The sequence below is a fragment of the Prevotella communis genome, from assembly GCF_022024175.1.
Lineage (GTDB): Bacteria > Bacteroidota > Bacteroidia > Bacteroidales > Bacteroidaceae > Prevotella > Prevotella communis.
On record NZ_CP091794.1, the window covers coordinates 2,521,543 to 2,540,387 of the forward strand.

General features: G+C 49.3%; 18 protein-coding genes. 6 read left to right on the forward strand and 12 right to left on the reverse strand.

Translation table 11 applies throughout. The annotated features are described in order from the left end of the window. Positions 1 to 95 precede the first annotated feature (95 nt). A complete protein-coding gene (aspS, locus tag L6466_RS10290) occupies positions 96 to 1,856 on the reverse strand; it encodes an aspartate--tRNA ligase (protein WP_237795482.1) in 1,761 nt (586 codons plus the stop codon). A 149-nt stretch (positions 1,857 to 2,005) separates the two neighbouring features. On the opposite strand from aspS, the gene L6466_RS10295 reads away from it, so the two are divergent. Beyond that, positions 2,006 to 3,157 carry a glycoside hydrolase family 88/105 protein gene (locus tag L6466_RS10295; protein ID WP_237795480.1) on the forward strand — a complete coding sequence of 384 codons (1,152 nt, stop codon included), beginning with the start codon at positions 2,006 to 2,008 and terminating at the stop codon, positions 3,155 to 3,157. A 21-nt stretch (positions 3,158 to 3,178) separates the two neighbouring features. Next, positions 3,179 to 3,568, forward strand: a complete 390-nt coding sequence (locus tag L6466_RS10300) for a DUF1573 domain-containing protein (RefSeq protein WP_091816308.1) — start codon at positions 3,179 to 3,181, stop codon at positions 3,566 to 3,568. 99 nt (positions 3,569 to 3,667) lie between these two features. On the opposite strand, the gene rny is transcribed toward L6466_RS10300, so the two are convergent. The 4 genes from rny to L6466_RS10320 all read right to left on the reverse strand — a co-directional run bounded on the left by rny (position 3,668) and on the right by L6466_RS10320 (position 6,604). Then, positions 3,668 to 5,212, reverse strand: coding sequence for a ribonuclease Y (gene rny, locus L6466_RS10305; protein WP_091816312.1), 1,545 nt, complete (start codon positions 5,210 to 5,212; stop codon positions 3,668 to 3,670). A gap of 63 nt (positions 5,213 to 5,275) precedes the next feature. Continuing rightward, on the reverse strand, positions 5,276 to 5,581 hold the full coding sequence (locus L6466_RS10310) for a cell division protein ZapA (protein ID WP_091816316.1): 306 nt from the start codon (positions 5,579 to 5,581) through the stop codon (positions 5,276 to 5,278). Positions 5,582 to 5,595: 14 nt separating this feature from the next. Then, a complete protein-coding gene (locus L6466_RS10315) occupies positions 5,596 to 5,895 on the reverse strand; it encodes a hypothetical protein (protein ID WP_091816319.1) in 300 nt (99 codons plus the stop codon). Positions 5,896 to 5,974: 79 nt separating this feature from the next. After that, positions 5,975 to 6,604 carry a DUF8491 family protein gene (locus L6466_RS10320; protein ID WP_237795478.1) on the reverse strand — a complete coding sequence of 210 codons (630 nt, stop codon included), beginning with the start codon at positions 6,602 to 6,604 and terminating at the stop codon, positions 5,975 to 5,977. A gap of 122 nt (positions 6,605 to 6,726) precedes the next feature. On the opposite strand from L6466_RS10320, the gene rfbA reads away from it, so the two are divergent. Genes rfbA through L6466_RS10335 form a run of 3 tightly spaced genes read left to right on the forward strand, consistent with a single transcriptional unit; the run spans position 6,727 to position 10,664 of the window. After that, a complete protein-coding gene (gene rfbA / locus L6466_RS10325; RefSeq protein WP_237795476.1) occupies positions 6,727 to 7,602 on the forward strand; it encodes a glucose-1-phosphate thymidylyltransferase RfbA in 876 nt (291 codons plus the stop codon). Between the two features lie 43 nt (positions 7,603 to 7,645). Continuing rightward, the gene (locus tag L6466_RS10330; RefSeq protein WP_237795469.1) at positions 7,646 to 10,207 is read left to right on the forward strand and encodes a GumC family protein; all 2,562 of its coding nucleotides are present in this window, start codon (positions 7,646 to 7,648) and stop codon (positions 10,205 to 10,207) included. A 13-nt stretch (positions 10,208 to 10,220) separates the two neighbouring features. Beyond that, on the forward strand, positions 10,221 to 10,664 hold the full coding sequence (locus L6466_RS10335) for a BT0820 family HAD-type phosphatase (RefSeq protein WP_091816330.1): 444 nt from the start codon (positions 10,221 to 10,223) through the stop codon (positions 10,662 to 10,664). A 114-nt stretch (positions 10,665 to 10,778) separates the two neighbouring features. Here L6466_RS10335 and rplT read toward each other — a convergent pair whose 3' ends face one another. The 4 genes from rplT to L6466_RS10355 all read right to left on the reverse strand — a co-directional run bounded on the left by rplT (position 10,779) and on the right by L6466_RS10355 (position 14,369). Continuing rightward, entirely contained in the window at positions 10,779 to 11,123 is a 345-nt protein-coding gene (gene rplT, locus L6466_RS10340) for a 50S ribosomal protein L20 (RefSeq protein WP_091816332.1), read from the reverse strand. Positions 11,124 to 11,159: 36 nt separating this feature from the next. Then, on the reverse strand, positions 11,160 to 11,357 hold the full coding sequence (gene rpmI / locus L6466_RS10345) for a 50S ribosomal protein L35 (protein WP_091816336.1): 198 nt from the start codon (positions 11,355 to 11,357) through the stop codon (positions 11,160 to 11,162). Between the two features lie 103 nt (positions 11,358 to 11,460). After that, positions 11,461 to 12,159 (reverse strand): translation initiation factor IF-3, encoded by a 699-nt coding sequence (infC, locus tag L6466_RS10350; protein ID WP_237795462.1) that lies wholly within the window; start codon positions 12,157 to 12,159, stop codon positions 11,461 to 11,463. 86 nt (positions 12,160 to 12,245) lie between these two features. Beyond that, the gene (locus L6466_RS10355) at positions 12,246 to 14,369 is read right to left on the reverse strand and encodes a family 43 glycosylhydrolase (RefSeq protein WP_237813109.1); all 2,124 of its coding nucleotides are present in this window, start codon (positions 14,367 to 14,369) and stop codon (positions 12,246 to 12,248) included. Positions 14,370 to 14,496: 127 nt separating this feature from the next. Here L6466_RS10355 and aroB point away from each other — a divergent pair, with 127 nt between their 5' ends. Continuing rightward, complete coding sequence (gene aroB / locus L6466_RS10360) at positions 14,497 to 15,546, forward strand: 3-dehydroquinate synthase (RefSeq protein ID WP_237812923.1); 1,050 nt, start codon at positions 14,497 to 14,499, stop codon at positions 15,544 to 15,546. Positions 15,547 to 15,556: 10 nt separating this feature from the next. Here the strand turns inward: aroB and L6466_RS10365 are convergent, their stop codons facing one another. Genes L6466_RS10365 through menB form a run of 3 tightly spaced genes read right to left on the reverse strand, consistent with a single transcriptional unit; the run spans position 15,557 to position 18,401 of the window. Beyond that, complete coding sequence (locus tag L6466_RS10365; protein WP_237812924.1) at positions 15,557 to 16,528, reverse strand: AMP-binding protein; 972 nt, start codon at positions 16,526 to 16,528, stop codon at positions 15,557 to 15,559. After that, positions 16,507 to 17,547: an o-succinylbenzoate synthase gene (locus tag L6466_RS10370; RefSeq protein WP_237812925.1), complete on the reverse strand. Its 1,041-nt coding sequence runs from the start codon at positions 17,545 to 17,547 to the stop codon at positions 16,507 to 16,509. Before L6466_RS10370 ends, L6466_RS10365 begins: the two co-directional genes overlap by 22 nt. After that, positions 17,544 to 18,401 carry a 1,4-dihydroxy-2-naphthoyl-CoA synthase gene (menB, locus tag L6466_RS10375; RefSeq protein WP_237812926.1) on the reverse strand — a complete coding sequence of 286 codons (858 nt, stop codon included), beginning with the start codon at positions 18,399 to 18,401 and terminating at the stop codon, positions 17,544 to 17,546. The genes L6466_RS10370 and menB overlap by 4 nt, the downstream gene beginning before the upstream one ends. Positions 18,402 to 18,845 lie beyond the last annotated feature (444 nt).

Consider the following 18,845-nt stretch of genomic DNA (forward strand, 5'->3'; position numbering starts at 1 on the left):
GTCTTTGTGAATTTGATTTGTCAATTCGACAGCAAAATTAAGCCTTTTTGTTAAGAAAACTAACTAAAACACCGAAGTTTCTAGCAATATGTTAACTATTCTTGACTCAGGTCAACTTTAAGCTGAAGTTCCTCCAACTGTTTGGGGTCGAGTTCGCCTGGAGCATCAAGCATCACGTCGCGTCCGGAATTATTCTTCGGGAAGGCAATACAGTCACGAATACTATCGAGGCCAGCCATCAACGACACGAAGCGATCAAGACCGAAGGCCAGACCTGCATGAGGAGGTGCACCGTACTTAAAGGCATTAATGAGGAAGCCGAACTGAGCCATGGCACGCTCAGGCGTGAAGCCCAGAATCTGGAACATTTTCTCCTGCAGCTTGCCATCATGGATACGCAGTGAGCCACCGCCTACCTCTACGCCATTACATACGAAGTCGTAAGCCACGGCACGCACCTTGGCAGGATCGGTATCGAGCAAGGGGATATCATCGGGGTTAGGCATCGTAAACGGATGGTGGGTAGCCATCAGGCGCTGCTCCTCGTCACTCCACTCGAACAGGGGGAAGTCAACAATCCACAAGCACACAAACTTATCCTTGTCACGCAGCCCCAGACGATCACCCATCTCCAGACGCAGTGTGCAGAGCTGTACGCGAGTCTTGTTGGCATTATCGCCAGAGAGAATCAGCACGAGGTCGCCATCCTTGGCGCCCATAGCCTCTTTCACCTTCTGCCATACCTCAGGCTCATAGAACTTATCTATAGATGACTTCACAGTGCCATCAGCATTGAACTTCACATAAACCAAGCCCTTTGCACCTACCTGAGGACGCTTCACGAACTCAGTCAGTTGGTCGAGCTGCTTACGGGTATAATCAGCAGCACCAGGTACACAGATACCACCGATATAGTTAGCTTCGTTGAACACGGGGAAAGAACCTGTACCCTTCAGAACGTCCATCAACTCCACGAACTCCATACCGAAACGGAGGTCGGGCTTGTCAGAACCGAAACGACGCATTGCCTCATGCCAGGTCATGCGCTGCAGGGCAGGCAACTCGATGCCACGAATCTCCTTGAAGAGATGACGGGCCAAATCCTCGAAAATCTGAAGCACATCCTCCTGCTCTACGAAAGACATCTCACAGTCAATCTGCGTAAACTCAGGCTGACGGTCAGCACGTAAATCCTCATCACGGAAACACTTGGCAATCTGGAAATAACGGTCGAAGCCGGAAACCATCAGCAACTGCTTCAAGGTCTGAGGACTCTGAGGCAATGCATAGAACTGACCAGGATTCATACGACTGGGCACCACGAAGTCGCGGGCACCTTCAGGAGTAGAACCAATCAGGATAGGTGTCTCAACCTCAATGAAGTTCTGTGCATCAAGGAAGTTACGGATCAGGATGGTCATCTTGTGACGCAATTCCAAGTTCTTACGTACAGCAGAACGACGCAAGTCCAGATAGCGGTACTTCATGCGGATATCATCACCACCATCGGTCTGGTCTTCAATCGTAAACGGAGGTGTCAGGCTCTCGCTCAACACGTTCAACTCAGAAGCCAGTATCTCAATATCACCCGTAGGCATCTTGGGGTTCTTTGACTGACGCTCGCTCACGACACCAACCACCTGGATACAGAATTCACGACCCAGTTTATTGGCACGCTCACAAAGAGCTGCATCCTTTGACTCGTCAAACACCAACTGTGTGATTCCATAACGGTCGCGCAGGTCAACGAAGGTCATACCACCCATCTTACGTGTGCGCTGAACCCATCCGGCGAGCTTCACCTCATTGCCGGCATCGGTGAGTCTTAACTCACCACAAGTCTTAGTCCTATACATCTTATATATTATGTTTTTACTTTCGGGATGCAAAGGTACGAATAAGATAGCGAAATGCAAAAAGAAATTTGTTTTCTTTTCATAATTTATTTGTTTTTTCTCACACTTATTCGTATCTTTGCACCCAAAAACGAGACAAAAAGACTACAATGAAAAGACTATCTACAATGATGCTGGCTACCATTATGACACTGGGAGCCATGGCACAAACAACAGCCAACGACGTGCTGAGCGTAGCACGTAAGGCCAATGACTACTTCATGGCAAAGTATGCCGACCCGACATTGCCCACCAACGTCAAGAAGGTAAGACCGTCTAATCTGTGGACGCGTGCCGTCTATTACGAAGGACTCATGGCCTTGCAACAGATAGACCCACAGCAGCGTTACATAGACTATGCAATGACATGGGCCGATTTCCACAAATGGAGCCCCAGAAACGGCATGAATACATGTGATGCCGACGACCAATGCTGTGGACAGACCTACATAGAGCTGTTGCCCTACAGCAATAAGGACAAGGAAGAGCAGATAAGGAATATCCGCGAGAACCTTGACTACCAGATGCATACGGCCAACAAGAAGAATCAGAGTCTCTATGGCTGGTGGACATGGATTGACGCCATCCAGATGGCAATGCCACTGTATGTGCAGATGTATAAAGAGACCGGCTACAAGAAATACCTGGACCACGGTATGAAGATGTACCGCTGGAGCAGGAATGAATGTGGCGGTGGACTGTTTAATGTGAAAGACGGACTGTGGTGGCGTGATGCCGACTACGTACCTCCCTACAAGGAGCCCGACGACAAGGACTGCTACTGGAGCCGTGGTAACGGTTGGGTATATGCCGCGCTGGTGCGTTGCATGAACCTGCTGCCCGAGAAGTCAAAAGAATACAAAGAACTGAAGAAGGACTTTCTCCTGATGAGTGAGGGTCTGCGCAAATGTCAGCGTGAGGATGGTTTCTGGAATCCCAGTTTGGTATCAACCAACTACGAGATGCCTGAGACAAGTGGTACGGCCCTGTTCCTCTATGGCATGGCATGGGGCATTCAGAAAGGCTACCTGAAAGCAAAGGTCTATAGTCCTGTGTGCGACAAAGCCTGGACGGCTATGGTACGCGATGCAGTTCATCAGGACGGTTTCCTGGGCTGGATGCAGGGCACAGGCAAAGACCCCTCTGCCGGTCAGCCCCTGAGTTACACCAAGGTTCCCGACTTCGAGGATTACGGCACTGGCTGTTTCCTGTTGGGCGCTACGGAATATTTTAAACTATTACAGAAGAACAACGTCAAATAAATAACTAAAGACGATCGACTTATGAAAAAAGTATTGCTTATCACGATGATGCTCATTTGCGGAATGACTTTCGCAATGGCACAGAAGAAGGCTGAGATCAAGTTTGACAAGCTAACCCACAACTTCGGAAAATTCTCGGAGAAGGATCCTATCGTCACTTGCACCTTTGCCTTCCAGAACATCGGCGAGACGCCGTTAGTAATTAACCAAGCTATTGCTTCTTGCGGATGCACGGTGCCCGAATACACCAAGAAACCCATCCAGCCAGGTGAAAAGGGTGAGATTACAGTAACCTACAATGGCACAGGTAAGTTCCCCGGACACTTCAAGAAGTCTATCACCGTACGCACCAACGGCGTCACAGAAATGACCCGACTCTATATCGAAGGTGATATGGAAGAAGCGAAATAAAGGTAAAAAGTAAAAGTGAAAAGTAAAAAATTTGCTACCGCTGTCCTGAAAGCAGGCGCGCGGTAGCAAATTTTTCACTTTTAGTTTATCCCTATTCCCTTACTTAGCGTAAGCTACAGATCTTGTCTCGCGAATCACGGTAATCTTCACCTGACCGGGATAGGTCATCTCATTCTGAATCTTTGTAGCAATCTCGCCGCTCAGTGCCTCTGTCTCGGCATCATCCATCTTGTCTGCACCGACAATCACACGAAGCTCACGACCAGCCTGAATAGCGTAGGTCTTGGTAACGCCAGGATAGCTCATGGCAATAGCCTCAAGATCATTCAGACGCTTGATGTAAGCCTCTACGATCTCACGACGTGCACCAGGACGAGCACCACTGATAGCATCGCAAACCTGAACGATAGGAGCCAGCAGTGTCTGCATCTCCATCTCATCGTGGTGAGCACCAATAGCATTGCAGATATCGGGTTTCTCCTTGTATTTCTCGGCAATCTTAGCGCCATACAGTGCGTGAGGCATCTCACTCTCCTCATCGGGCACCTTACCAATATCGTGGAGCAAACCGGCACGCTTTGCCTTCTTGGGATTCAAGCCAAGCTCTGAAGCCATCACAGCACAGAGGTTTGCGGTCTCACGTGCATGCTGCAACAGGTTCTGTCCATAACTTGAGCGATACTTCATCTTACCGATGATACGTACCAGTTCAGGATGCAGGCCGTGGATACCCAAGTCGATAGCTGTACGCTTACCAGTCTCAATAATCTCGTTGTCAAGCTGTTTCTTAACCTTTGCCACAACCTCTTCAATACGAGCGGGGTGGATACGGCCATCGCTAACCAACTGATGGAGAGCCAGACGACATACCTCACGACGAACGGGGTCAAAACCACTGATAACGATAGCCTCAGGTGTATCGTCAACAACGATTTCTACACCACAGGCGGCCTCCAGTGCACGGATATTTCTACCCTCACGACCAATCACACGGCCTTTTACGTCATCATTATCAATATGGAATACAGATACACTGTTCTCAATGGCGGTTTCAGTAGCTACTCGCTGGATGGTCTGAATCACAATTTTCTTTGCCTGTGCATTCGCATTCAGCTTGGCCTCGTCCATAATCTCATTCACATAAGCTGCAGCATCGGTACGGGCCTCGTCCTTCATGGCCTCTACCAGGCGGTTCTTAGCTTCCTCTGCGCTCAGTCCAGAGAGTTCCTCCAGCTTCTCGCGCTCTTTCTGCTGCATCTTACCCAGTTCATCCTGCTTCAATGCCAATGCCTTTTTCTCATTGTCAATGCGCTGCTGCTGGTTGTCAAGATCGTTCTTACGACGTCCCAGCTCCTCCTGGCGTTGGTTCAGTGAAATCTCACGTTGTTTCAGGCGATTCTCACTCTGCTGGATGTGCTGGTTACGCTGCTGTACCTCTTTCTCGAGCTCACTCTTTTTGTTGAGGAACTTCTCCTTAACTTCCAACAGCTTTTTCTCTTTGATGACCTCAGCCTCCTTATTAGCCGAATCGACCATCGTGTTGTATTTTCCCTTGAGGACCTTAAGGAAAACAAAATATCCGCACAATCCTCCAATAATGAAGGTTGCTACGGCTATTAATACCACAAAAATTAAATCCACCATAGTTAATTATAATACATATATATTTAGATTGTTAATATTCTCTCTCCAAGCGAAAGCACATCATTACTTTTCACTTTTCAACGCTTCTTCAACTTCCGAAGTCAACTGAGCGAGAATATTATCATAAGGTGCTGTATCATTTTTGCCCAACTCCTTTTCATAGCGCAATGCAATCTCGATGAGTGTCATCAACGCGATAGTATGATCACTCTTGCGCCCTTTGTAAACCTGTGCATAGGCTCCATAGCGCTCGGTGATGAGTTTGGCTGCTGCACGATAGTACTCCTCGTCTTCACGATTATGAAGTACCATTGGAATGTCTTCGTCATAGACGTGCAACGTTATATTGAGTTTGTTTCCCTCTGCCATTTTCTTCTCGTCAGTTACTCGTTCTCGTCGCTCAATACGGCAATACATTTATTCACATCCCTAATCAACTTGGCAACACGCTCCTTAGCGCCATCCAAGTCACCATCAGTGATTTCCATCATGCGGGCCATCTTCAGCGACTGGTAGTCACGCTCCTGCTGAGCCAGTTTCTCCTCGAGCTGCTTGACACGCTGCTCTCCATCCTCAACCATTGCATAAAGGTCGGCATTTTCCTTCTTCAGTTCCTGGAACCGAAGAATCATCTGCCGCATGCGGGTTTGGAAGTTGGCTAAAACTTTTTCATTCTGGGCCATAACTACTCTTTTATCCCACAAAAGTAGACAAAATTAGTTAATTTGCCTACCATTTTGAAAGATATTTAATATTTATTAATTATTTAGCGTCAGTTTGAGGCTGCTTTTCCTTCTTTGCAAGCATCACTACACGATAAACGAAGTCGGTAGTCCATTTCTCAGAGAAACCGAGGCGCTTGTCGAGCTCACGTACAGAGACCACCGTTTTCAGTACGCTGGCATCCTTGTAGTCATTCTTCGTAAAGATGTCATGAACGGTCTTTTCCGTTGCAGTACGGATTGCACCCTTAAAGAAACTGGGAAGACGAAGCTTGAACTTCATCAGGTTACCAGACAGCATCATCACATCCTGTACATAAGTCTGGAACTGCAGCAGATAAGTCTGCACATCCTGAATCTTCTTACAGCGGTGACGGATACTCTGGTCAATCTCCTTAAAGAAGTCATCATCCATCTCATAGAGTTCCTTCAACATTTTCTTACAACGTGCCTTTTCACCAAGTCCAAGTTTTCCACCTTGTGTTGGTACACGCAAAGTCACTTTAAACACGCGCAAATCGGGCAGTGCATTCAGATTAGTGATACCAAGATCTGAGGCGATCACAGCCTGAAAATATACTCGGATAAGGGTCATAAAATCCTCCATGCCACCCACTTTTTGTTCGGTATCGGCCGACTTGCGACCGAAAAGATTTGAAAATATTCCCATAATTAAGTCTTAAATCGGCTGCAAAGTTACACTTTTTTATCGACAAAGTCGTATTTTTCCTAGCAAAAAGATGCTTATGAAGAAAAAAATGCTTACCTTTGCAGCCGTATAACGTTATATTTATGAAAGGAATTGTATTAGCAGGTGGAAGTGGAACACGCCTCTACCCCATCACAAAAGGCATCAGCAAACAACTGATTCCAATTTTTGACAAACCGATGATTTACTATCCCATATCAGCACTTATGCTAGCTGGGATACGCGATATTCTAATCATTTCGACACCGCACGACCTTCCCGGTTTCCGCCGGCTTCTTGGCGACGGCAGCGAGATTGGCGTACATTTCGAATATGCCGAGCAACCATCTCCCGACGGTTTGGCACAGGCTTTCATCATCGGTAAGGAGTTTATTGGAGACGACTGTGTCTGTCTTGTCCTCGGTGACAACATCTTCTATGGTTCAGGTTTCAGCGGTCTGCTTCGCCAGAGTGTTGAAAATGCAGAGAAGAACGGCCTCGCTACTGTCTTTGGCTACTATGTCAACGACCCCGAGCGCTATGGTGTTGCAGAATTCGACAAAGAAGGCAACTGCCTGAGCATTGAAGAGAAGCCTGAGCATCCTAAGTCAAACTACGCCGTTGTTGGTTTGTATTTCTACCCCAACAGCGTGGTTGATATTGCACAGAACATCAAGCCCAGCGCACGCGGAGAACTGGAAATCACCACAGTGAACCAGGAGTACCTGGCCCAGAAGAAACTGAAGGTACAGACACTGCAGCGCGGATTCGCATGGCTGGATACCGGTACACACGACTCCCTGGCTGAAGCCAGCACGTTTATCGAGGTCATCGAGAAGCGACAGGGACTGAAAGTTGCCTGTCTGGAAGAGATTGCCTACAAGCGCGGATGGATCAATAAGGAGCAGCTCAAGAAACTGGCCCAGCCTATGATAAAGAACGGCTATGGACAGTATTTGCTCCAATTGGCACAGAATTAAATATCAATAACCTAGTATACATATAATATAATCGGTAAAAGAAATGGAAGAAAATAAAACCATTGAATCACCTTTAGAAAACGGACTACAAGAAGAAGAGTCTTCATTTGACATTAAGACTATCTTTACCCTGCTGGTATTAAACTGGCAATGGTTTTTGGTGTCACTCATCATCTTTATTGCCGGCGCATACCTCTACCTGCGCTATCAGCCTGCTGTATATGAAGTATCCGCAAAAATGCTGATTAAGGATGAGACAAACAACCGACGCAGCAACGGCCAGATGCTGGCCAACATGCAAGACCTCGGTTTCATCACCAACTCAGCAGGTATCGACAATGAGATTGAGATTCTGAAATCACGCATTCTGGCCCTTGAAGTCGTCAAGGACCTCCACCTTTATGTAGAATACCGCACTGAAGGCCGTATTACTAACCCATTGGTATATAAGAACCAGCCTATCAACGTGGACATGCCGACTGACGATTTGGATGATCTTGACAACACATTGAAGAGAGCATTCAGCTTCCGTCTTATCAAAGAAGGCAAGACCTACAAGGTTCAGGGACTCAAGGAAGCCAAATTCGAAGGCTCGTTCAAGTCACTGCCCGCCAGCGTTGAGACACCTTACGGTACACTGACCTTTACAGAGAACCTGGAGTTGGAGCAGTTAAGCAAACGCGCCAAGAGAGCCATGAAGGGAGAAGCAAAAGAGGCTGAAGAAAAGACCACATCCTGGATTGTCACCGTGAGATCACCCAAGAGCATGGCTGCTTCATACGCCAAGATCATCAACATTGCGCCTACCTCCAAGCAGACCTCTATAGCACAGTTGACCATCAGAGACCAAAGCGCAGAGCGTGCCCTGGACTACCTGAAGCACCTGGCTGTTGTCTATAACCGTCAGGCCAATGCCGACAAGAACGAGATTGCCTACAAGACTGAGGAATTCATCAATTCCCGTCTTGAGAAGATTTCCGAGGAGTTGGGTACTACGGAAAGCAAACTGGAGGTCTACAAGCGCAACAACAATCTGGTGCAGATGAGACTGGATGCTACGCAGACCATGACACAGGTTAACCAGTATTATGGCGAACTGTCAAAGGCTAATACACAGATTATGATTCTGGACGATCTGAGCAAGTATGTCCAGAACCCCAACAACAAATACCAGATCATCCCCTCTAATGTTGGTATGGAGGATGCGGCATCCAATGCGCTTATCTCACAGTACAACAAGACCGTATTAGACCGCAACCATCTGCTGGCTTCTGCATCAGGGATTTCGCCAAAGGTAGAGCCCTTGACTAAATTACTGGATGAACTGGGTGAGAGTATCAAGGAAGCCCTCCGACAGGCACGTCGCACAGCCGACATTGCTCGTCAGGGCGTCGAGAAGCAATACAACGAATACCAGACGAAGATTGTCAATGCACCTGAGCAGGAGCGTATCCTGACCGAGATTGGCCGTCAGCAGGATGTGATGTCAGGCCTTTACCTGATGTTGCTCCAGAAGCGTGAGGAGAATTCTATCTCACTGGCTGCTACTGCAGACAAAGGCCGCCTTATCGACGAACCCGCTTTCGGTGGCAAGGTAAGTCCTAAGGATGCCATCATTCTTCTTGTTGCAATCGTATTAGGCTTGGCCCTTCCTCTGCTCATCACCTACCTGTTGCAGTTCCTGCGCTATAAGATTGAAGGTCATGAGGACGTGATGCGCCTGACAGACATTCCCATCGTGGCCGACGTGGCTATTGCCAATGAGGATGCAAAGACAGCTGCAGGTATCGTGGTACACGAGAACAAGAACAACCAGACCGACGAGATATTCCGTAGCATGCGTACGAATATCCAGTTCCTGATGAAGGAGAACGACAAGGCTATCCTGTTCACCTCGTCAACCTCTGGTGAGGGTAAGACCTTCAACGCAGCCAACCTGGCCGTCAGTTTCGCACTGCTCGGAAAGAAGACCATTCTGCTTGGTCTCGATATCCGTAAGCCAGCCCTGGGCCGCCTGTTTGACATCAAGGACCGTACCATCGGTATCACCTCACTGCTTGTGAAGGACAAGATTGACGAAGAAGACCTGAAGTCACAGATCAGATCATCAGGCGTCAATGCCAACCTTGACCTGTTGCTGGCTGGTCCTACGCCTCCAAACCCCACAGAGTTGCTGGCACGCGACAACATGAGACAGATCATGGATATGCTCCGCAAACAGTACGACTATATCATCCTCGATACCGCACCTGTTGGTCTGGTAACCGATACCTTCCAGATTGGCCATTATGCAGACGTCACCGTATACGTTTGCCGTGCCGACTACACACCAAAGTCAAGCTTCGGCATGATCAACACCCTGAAGAAGGAAGAGAAGTTGCCTAACATGTGCCTTGTCATCAACGGTATCGACATGTCAAAGAAGAAGTACGGCTACTACTACGGCTATGGTAAGTATGGTAAGTACGGACGCTATGCATACGGTTATGGCTATGGCCGCTACGGACGCTACGGCTACGGCAGTTCATACGGAAGCTATGGCAACTATGGCAACTACAACGAGAGCCATTACGGCAACAAGGACGATAACTCTATCAAGAAATAAGTAAGAAGTAAATATGATTATTGCTGTTGATTTTGACGGTACCATCGTCGAGCACAGATATCCTGAGATTGGCAAGGAGATTCCCTTTGCCATTGACACACTGAAGATGCTCATCAAGGACCACCACAGAGTCATTCTGTGGTCGGTTCGCGAGGGCAAGCTATTGGAAGACGCTGTTAACTGGTGTAAGGAGCGTGGCGTGGAGTTCTACGCCGTCAATCGCGACTACCCTGAGGAAAGCACAGAAAACAACCAGCATTTCTCACGTAAGCTGAAGGCCGACGTATGGATTGACGACCGCAATCTTGGCGGTCTCCCCGACTGGGGCACCATCTATCGTATGATATCCAGACACAAGACGTGGAACGATATTATCGACGAGGAGGTAAGCCATTACAGGATGGACGCCTACGAAGACAGGCACTCCAAGAAAAAGAAGAGCTGGTGGCCGTTCTAAACGGCCTCAGCGGTTTCTCTACCGCTTAAGACAGACAAGCCAATACACTTAGGAATAAAAAAAATAACCGTCGGCAATGCCGGCGGTTATCTTTTTTCTTGCTTCAAATGCAATTTACTTCACCTTTGCAACGATAGCCTTGAAAGCCTCGGGGTTGTTCAGGGCGAGGTCAGCGAGCACCTTACGGTTGATCTCGATACCAGCCTTTGACAGAGCACCCATCAGCTTAGAATAGCTCATACCCTCCAGGCGAGCGGCAGCGTTGATACGCTGGATCCACAGTGCGCGGAAGTTGCGCTTCTTATTACGACGATCGCGATAAGCGTAGGTCAGACCCTTCTCCCAGGTGTTCTTCGCTACTGTCCAAACATTCTTGCGGGCACCGAAGTAACCGCGAGTAAGTTTCAGGATTCTCTTACGTTTTGCACGTGATGCAACGTGATTTACTGATCTTGGCATAGTTTCTTTACTTTAAATGTTAGACAATAGGGTTAATTAGCGGAGACACAACAGGTCACGAACCTGCTTCATGTTGGTCTGATCAACGATTGTTGAACCTACCAAGTTACGCTTCTGTTTCTTGGTCTTCTTAGTCAGAATGTGACTGTGGTAAGCGTGATGTCTCTTAACCTTACCTGTACCAGTGAATGAGAATCTCTTCTTAGCACCGGAATTTGTCTTTACTTTTGGCATTGTTTTTTAATTTTAAAATTGTTATTAATAATCGGCAGCTACGCATATACCGGGCGCGCCACCCTTTCTTTCTAATTGATAATTGACAATTGAGAATGGATAATTAATCCTCTGTCTCTGTCAACTTCTTCAGCGCATCAGCACTGATTTTTGCGTTGGCAAACAGGCCTCCGTTTGCAGGAGCCTCTGCGTCAATCTCTGCAGCCTGCTGTCTCTGAGCCTCTTTCAGCTCAGCCTCAGCATTCTCACGGTCGCGAGCCTGCTGACTCTTCTTGGCTACGCCGGCTTTCTTAGGAGCCAGATAGAGGAACATCTTCTTTCCTTCGAGGCTTGGCATTGACTCTACCTTACCTACTTCCTCCAGATCGTTGGCAAAACGCAGCAACAGCACCTCACCTTGCTCCTTGAACAGGATGCTTCGGCCGCGGAAGAATACGTATGCTCGTACCTTATTACCTTCCTCGAGGAATTCCCTGGCGTGCTTCAGCTTAAACTGATAGTCATGCTCATCGGTCTGAGGTCCGAAACGGATTTCCTTCACCTCCACCTTCACCTGCTTGGCTTTCATCTCCTTAGCACGCTTCTTCTGTTGGTAGAGGAACTTAGAATAGTCAATGAGACGACACACAGGAGGATTAGCATTGGGCGAAATCTCAACAAGGTCTACACCCTGCTGACGTGCCATATCAAGCGCTTCTCTAGTAGGCATCACCGTGGATCCGCTCTCGCCTACTATGCGGACCTCTCGTACACGAATCTGTTCGTTGACGCGGTATTGGTTCTGTTTTTTGTCAGGTTTCATTAAGCTATTTTAAGCAAATCGGCTGCAAAGGTACACAAATTCAGCGAATTAGCAAAATATTTTCCCTTCTTTTTTCATTTTTCTAGTCATTCTTCCTCCCAACGCAACACAGAACCATTCCTTCGAGCCGGATCCGGACCTGCGAAGTCCATGCTGTAAGGACTGCCTGTTGTAGGACTTTTTCCCAGATATTTATGATTCGTCAGCGACAGAAGCATGAAGTCATGATCCAGGTAATCCTGCCACAGGAACATCTCTGCCTCCTTCGGATCGGTAGTGAAACGCACATCGCCGGGCAGACCGTCGCCATAGACCTTCACATAGCGTCCGTCAGCACACTGCAAGGCTACGCGACCCAGATTGCGGTCAATCACCTTAAACTTCGTCAAGTCGCTCTTATCGCCCGCATGGGTATCATACAGCATACCGTGTTTCAAGGCAATAGCCGGACGGTTGGTAGCCTTGTTGATGATACGGATGGTCTTGCCATAGGGAATATTCTTTGAGCGGTCGGCCATAGGCTCTTCCACGGTGAAGTTATCAAACTCGGCATAGCCACCCCTCTGTCCATTCACATTGAAAGAGAACAGTGCATGACGAGAGCCCTGGAACGTGATCAGCTGATAGGTCAGCGGCATCATGCGACCCAGCGTCTTAAACTCCTTGCCATCAGTAGAATAGGCATACTGCATCTGGTTGTTGTCATAGTCGCCGATGCAGCGAAGCCATATCTTACCGTCACGAGGAATGGCAGGCAGGATAATGTCGGGGGTAGAGGGAGAGTCTGAGGCTGTCTGGTCGAAGGCACGCAGCATGAGAGGCTGTCCCTGCTGCTTCATGACACCAATCCATGAGCAGGGGATATTGATATTACCCAGACCGGCCACGTCGCCATCCTTCATGCCCTTCACATAAAGCTCTACGGTAGCGATACTCTTAGGACCTATCACACGCTGTGTCAGCGTGTTGCGTGCCCACATCAGCTGTTCGGCAGGCTGCGACTGAATACGCAGTCGGCCACCCTTCAGGCTCCACATCTTGTCATCGGGATTATGGTTCCACTGCCACACGCGTCCCAACTGTTTTCCATTGAAGTTCTCATTCCTGTCATAGGGAGCACGGATAGGCTGAGCCTCCTCGCCGATACCATAGCATCCCTCCACAGTATCGGGCTTATACCATGTACGGGGAGCACGACCCAGATTACCCTTCAGACCAATCATAGGCCAGCCGTCTTCCCATGTTATCGGCATCAGACACACCGTACGACCGATAGAGTGGAAGTCCTGCATCAGCAGTGCCCACCACGAACCGTTCTTGGCCTGCACGATACCACCCTGATGGGCATTATCACAACCCGTGGCATCAGGACTGGCAGGACTCACGCCAAACTTCGTCCCGTCCTCACCGATACGGTATTTCGTACCACGGGGCACCACAGTACGGCCTACGCCACTGTAGCCATAAGTCTCATCGGCACTGATCACACGCGTCTCGTACGGTCCCCAGATACTCTTAGAGCGTGAGCAGAGCGTGCGCCCGTTGGGTGAATAGTCGGTAGATATCAGGTAATACATACCGTTTATCTTATACATGTGATGACCTTCACCCACGCCATTACCTTCAGGGATAATCACACGGTCAGAACCCTCCACGGGACCACTCATGTCAGGCTTCAGTTCCGTGCAGTGCACCTCACCATACTTATGAATGGCATAAATCTTGCCGTCATCATCGAAGAGCACACTGAGGTCATAGATATTACCCTGCATATTATGGTGCGTCCAGGGACCGCGGATATCCTTTGCCGTGTAGCACTGCAGCCCCTTGCCGTTGATGTTCGAGAACACATAGAACTGTCCGTTGGCATAACGGATAGCAGGTGCCCAGATACCCTGCCCGTAAATCTCCTGATGATTCTTCAGCGAGAACTTATCATCGGTGAAGTCAAAACGGTCGAAGCAGTAGCTCACGTTCTCCCAGTTCACCAAGTCCTTGGAGTGCAGGATAACCAGGCCCGGCACCGTATGCATGGTGGTACCAGCCAGATAGTAGTCATCACCCACACGGATGATATCCGGGTCAGAAAACTCATCATAAAACAAAGGATTCGTAAATGTGCCGTTGCCATTATCGGCTGTCCACGACTGTTGGGCATTCGCATTCAGAGCCATGCAAGCCATCAGGCAAACGCCCCATAATTTTGTCATTTTCATTCTTTTTTCGTTATTGATATAGTAATAATTCGTAATATTTGCGTGCAAAGTTACACTTTTTTTTCAAACAATCGGCAAAAAATTTTGCAGATTAAACAATTTCCCTTACTTTTGCAACGATATGGAGAAGCAGAAAGTCATTATCAGCGAGCAATTGGAACAGGTGCTCGCCACAGAAATAGCAGAATGTAAGGCAGACCGTATATTTATACTCACCGACGAGACCACCCATCGGCTTTGCCTGCCCGTGGTCCAGGATTACGAATGTATCAGGGGAGCCCAGGAAATAACGATTCCTGCCGGCGACACCAACAAGACCCTGGAGTCTGTGACCCACGTATGGAGCGAGCTCCAGCGTATGGGAGCCACCCGCCATTCACTGCTCATCAACCTGGGTGGTGGCATGGTGACCGACCTGGGTGCTTTTGCTGCCTCGACTTTCAAGCGCGGCATTTCCATTATCAATATCCCCACCACCCTGCTCTCCATGGTCGATGCCTCTGTTGGCGGCAAGACGGGCTTTAATTTCGGTGGACTGAAAAACGAGATTGGCGTATTCAATAATGCCAACTGCGTGATATTGGATACGGCATTCCTCAAGACCATGGACGAGGAGAATATCCTTTCCGGCTATGCCGAGATGCTGAAACACGGTCTTATCTCCACGGAAGAGCACTGGGCCGAACTGATGAATTTCGACATCGACAAGCCCGACCTCAAGGCTTTGGGGTTGCTAGTGGCAAAGAGCGTCAAGGTGAAAGAGCGCATCGTGATGGAAGACCCCACGGAGAAGGGTATCCGCAAAGCCCTGAACCTGGGCCATACCGTAGGCCATGCCTTCGAGTCACTGGCACTCCAGCGCCAGCCCGTACTCCACGGCTATGCCGTAGCATGGGGCCTGGTATGCGAACTGTACCTGAGCGTGGCCAAGACCGGTTTCCCTGTAGAGAAGATGCGCCAGATGACCCGTTTCATCTTCGAGCACTACGGACGCATGCCTATCACCTGCGATGACTACCCCACCCTGCTGGAACTGATGACCCACGACAAGAAGAACACCGGTCGTGACATCAATTTCACCTTGCTGGGCGGCATCGGTGACATCCGCATCAATCAGACAGCCACAAAAGAAGAGATTGAGGAAGCCCTGGACTTCTACCGCGAAGGCTAATCTTTAATGTTTAATCTTTAATGTTTAATGCATATCCCTCCGCCTCCTTGCGTGCCGGCTTTCCCGTCTCCGTCATCGGCAAGGCGTCAATATGCGCGTAGCTACGTGGTTGCCAGAATTTAGGCAGCACCTGCTGACAGATTTCCCTGACACGATCCATATCCGTTGATTCGGTGAGCAATACCACTTGTTCACCGAATTTCCTGTCAGGCCGTTTCGTAATCATAAACGGCGCCGGCAGATGTGGCTTCAGCATTCGCTCCACCTCCTCTGTCTGTATCTTGATACCGCCCGAACATATCACGTTATCCTTGCGTCCCAGGATACGGAAGCCCTTGTCCGACAGCTCCACGATATCGTTGGTCACCAGCGGACCGTCGTGCACGGCAGGCGCATCAATCACCAGGCAGCCCTCATCCGTCTGCGACAGACTGACGCCCTCGAAAGGTGTGTACCAGTCGCTGGCCTCAGCACCGTTCAATCGTCTCAGTGCAATATGCGACAGCGTCTCCGTCATCCCGTACGTGCTCCATACGTGGTTGGGGAAACCTGCCAGTTCCCTAGCCAGCGCATCGTCTACAGCACCGCCACCGATAATCAGGTGTTTCACGGCCATCAGCTTCTCCCGCTCCTCAGGCACCTGCAACGTGTTATACACCTGCATCGGCACCATCGCCGCAAAATCCACGGGTTCCGTCACCGCACTCAGCGGATGGCCACTGGGCGCAACAGAGAGGAGCCTCAGCCCCCAGGTCTGCGCCCTCACCACCATCATCTTACCGGCGATATAGTCGAGCGACATACACAGCAGTGCCGTATCCCCCTGTTTCAGTCCCAGGAACTGACATGTGATACGAGCCGAAGCCTCCATACGTCGTTTCTCCACATACATCGGCTTTGGCTTACCCGTCGACCCACTGGTATGTACCAGCACCGTTGGGCTCCCGCTGTGCCATTCGGCTAAGAATTCTTCGAGATCCATAGTTTATCCCCACGTATTTCCAATGGCATCGGTATATTATCCGTGAAGAGCTGACCAGTACCCAGCCCCTGCGGCATCTTGATATTCTCGCCATACACCTCACTGCAGAACTGTGCGATAGCGTTCAACCCGATGTTACTCTCCAGTGCCGACGTGATCCATGAGCCGATGCCCTCGTCCTTGGCTATCTCTATCCATTCCCTGCACCCCATCATACCGCCGTGAAGCGATGGCTTCAGGACAATATAGCGCGGTTTGATGATACGCAGCATCTGACGCTTCGCATCCGGGTCGCTGATACCTATCAGTTCCTCATCAAGGGCAATGGGAAGTGGCGACTCTCTGCAGAGCTCAGCCATCATCGCCCACTGCTTCTGCTTGATAGGCTGTTCGATGCTGTGGATGGCATATTGCGACAGCAGTTCCAGCTTATAGAGTGCCTCGTCAGGACGGAACCCGCCATTGGCATCCAGTCGCAGTTCCACCTCATGATACGAGAACCGCTCGCGGATACGCTTCACCAGATCCAGTTCCTGGTCAAAGTCGATAGCCCCCACTTTCAGTTTCACGCAACGGAAGCCCAGTTTCAGCTTCTCCTCCATGCGCTGCAACATCTCCTCGTGGTTTCCCATCCACACCAGTCCGTTGATCGTGATGCCCTGTTCACCGCGGGCAAAAGGGGTATCGAAGAGCACACCTCTGCCGTCTGCCTTTCTACTTCTTACTTCTTTCATCGCCGTTTCCAGTCCGAAGAGCATTGATGGATAGTCGCGCATCTCCTCATAGGGTATCTCGCCCGTCTGCTCCACCTGGTCACAGAAGCCCCTCAGCACCTTATTATATACTGCAGGCTCCATGGCGTCGCAACTCAAATCGAGCAGCGGTGCACACTCACCGCGTCCGATGGTTCTTCCATCGGAAATAGACACCAACCATATCCGTCGCTCCGTATATACCCCGCGACTGGTTCCTGCCGGCTGCTTGAAATGGAGCACCCGCTCCTCAATATCTATTTTCATGGTATCTTAGGATATTTATCGAAATCAGGTTTACGTTTCTCCAGGAACGCTTTGCCGCCCTCCTGTGCCTCGTCCAGGAAGTAATACAGCATGGTGCAGTCGCCAGCCAACTGCTGGATACCAGCCTGTCCGTCCAGCTCTGCATTCAGTCCGGCCTTAATCATTCGCAGGGCGATGGGCGAACGCTCCATCATCGTCTCGGCCCAACTAACGCACTCATCTTCAAGTTGTTCGATGGGTACCACCTTGTTCACCATACCCATCTCCTCGGCCTCCTTAGCCGAATACTGACGACACATGAACCAAATTTCGCGCGCCTTCTTCTGCCCCACGATACGAGCCAAGTAAGAAGAGCCGAATCCAGCATCAAACGAGCCCACCTTCGGACCCGTCTGTCCGAAGATAGCATTCTCCGACGCTATTGTCAGGTCGCACACCAGATGCAGCACATGACCACCACCGATGGCATAACCATTCACCATGGCGATTACAGGCTTGGGCAGTCTGCGAATCTGCATCTGCACATCCAGCACACTCAGGCGGGGCACACCCTCATCATCGATATAGCCACCACGACCCTTCACATGCATATCGCCACCACTGCAGAACGCGTGCTTCACGTCGCCCAGCGTCTTTCCCTCGGGCACCTCACTCATCGCACCCGTGAGCAACACCACGCGGATGCGCTGCAGCTCCCTGCACTGTGCGAACGCCTGACTCAGCTCCAGCGTTGTCTTTGGTGTAAACGCATTACGGTAGCGCGGACGGTTTATCGTAATCTTCGCAATGCCGTTATACTCTTCGAAGAGAATCTCCTCGAATTTCTTAATCTCTTTCCATTCTCTTTTTGCCATATCTCGTTTCGTTAGTTATTTGCATGCAAAGGTACGAATAAGCGAGCGAAATGCAAAAGGAATGCCAGCATTTCTTTTCATTTCCGAGCGCAAGTACCTTCTTGCGTCCCGTTGGTAGCAAGCGTCACCCGTTGGGATGCCGAGCGCGACGTCAGTCAAAGGTACGAATAAGCGAGCGAAATGCAAAAGGAAAACGAAAAAAAATACGGGTCACTTATTTTTTTTATTGTCTTGCGTTACAGTTGTTACAGATTACAGTTAAATCTCAACTACATACACCCCCAAAAATGGTCAAAAAAAATGTAAATACTATTTACTATTATATAATATATATATATTATATATAATAGTACCTTCAATTTAGCCAAATTTATAGCTTTAAAACCTAACTGTAATCTGTAACACTGTAACGCGCTTAGTCATGATAAGCACACATATAACCTT

Excerpts from the sequence above, each read along its gene's own strand:
- L6466_RS10370 (WP_237812925.1), bottom strand. The coding sequence starts at position 17,547 with ATGAAAATAGATATTGAGGAGCGGGTGCTCCATTTCAAGCAGCCGGCA.
- rfbA (WP_237795476.1), top strand. The coding sequence starts at position 6,727 with ATGAAAGGAATTGTATTAGCAGGTGGAAGTGGAACACGCCTCTACCCC.
- menB (WP_237812926.1), bottom strand. The coding sequence starts at position 18,401 with ATGGCAAAAAGAGAATGGAAAGAGATTAAGAAATTCGAGGAGATTCTC.
- L6466_RS10335 (WP_091816330.1), top strand. The coding sequence starts at position 10,221 with ATGATTATTGCTGTTGATTTTGACGGTACCATCGTCGAGCACAGATAT.
- rplT (WP_091816332.1), bottom strand. The coding sequence starts at position 11,123 with ATGCCAAGATCAGTAAATCACGTTGCATCACGTGCAAAACGTAAGAGA.
- aroB (WP_237812923.1), top strand. The coding sequence starts at position 14,497 with ATGGAGAAGCAGAAAGTCATTATCAGCGAGCAATTGGAACAGGTGCTC.
- infC (WP_237795462.1), bottom strand. The coding sequence starts at position 12,159 with ATGAAACCTGACAAAAAACAGAACCAATACCGCGTCAACGAACAGATT.
- L6466_RS10295 (WP_237795480.1), top strand. The coding sequence starts at position 2,006 with ATGAAAAGACTATCTACAATGATGCTGGCTACCATTATGACACTGGGA.
- aspS (WP_237795482.1), bottom strand. The coding sequence starts at position 1,856 with ATGTATAGGACTAAGACTTGTGGTGAGTTAAGACTCACCGATGCCGGC.
- rpmI (WP_091816336.1), bottom strand. The coding sequence starts at position 11,357 with ATGCCAAAAGTAAAGACAAATTCCGGTGCTAAGAAGAGATTCTCATTC.
- L6466_RS10315 (WP_091816319.1), bottom strand. The coding sequence starts at position 5,895 with ATGGCCCAGAATGAAAAAGTTTTAGCCAACTTCCAAACCCGCATGCGG.
- L6466_RS10355 (WP_237813109.1), bottom strand. The coding sequence starts at position 14,369 with ATGACAAAATTATGGGGCGTTTGCCTGATGGCTTGCATGGCTCTGAAT.
- L6466_RS10310 (WP_091816316.1), bottom strand. The coding sequence starts at position 5,581 with ATGGCAGAGGGAAACAAACTCAATATAACGTTGCACGTCTATGACGAA.
- L6466_RS10300 (WP_091816308.1), top strand. The coding sequence starts at position 3,179 with ATGAAAAAAGTATTGCTTATCACGATGATGCTCATTTGCGGAATGACT.
- rny (WP_091816312.1), bottom strand. The coding sequence starts at position 5,212 with ATGGTGGATTTAATTTTTGTGGTATTAATAGCCGTAGCAACCTTCATT.
- L6466_RS10330 (WP_237795469.1), top strand. The coding sequence starts at position 7,646 with ATGGAAGAAAATAAAACCATTGAATCACCTTTAGAAAACGGACTACAA.
- L6466_RS10365 (WP_237812924.1), bottom strand. The coding sequence starts at position 16,528 with ATGGATCTCGAAGAATTCTTAGCCGAATGGCACAGCGGGAGCCCAACG.
- L6466_RS10320 (WP_237795478.1), bottom strand. The coding sequence starts at position 6,604 with ATGGGAATATTTTCAAATCTTTTCGGTCGCAAGTCGGCCGATACCGAA.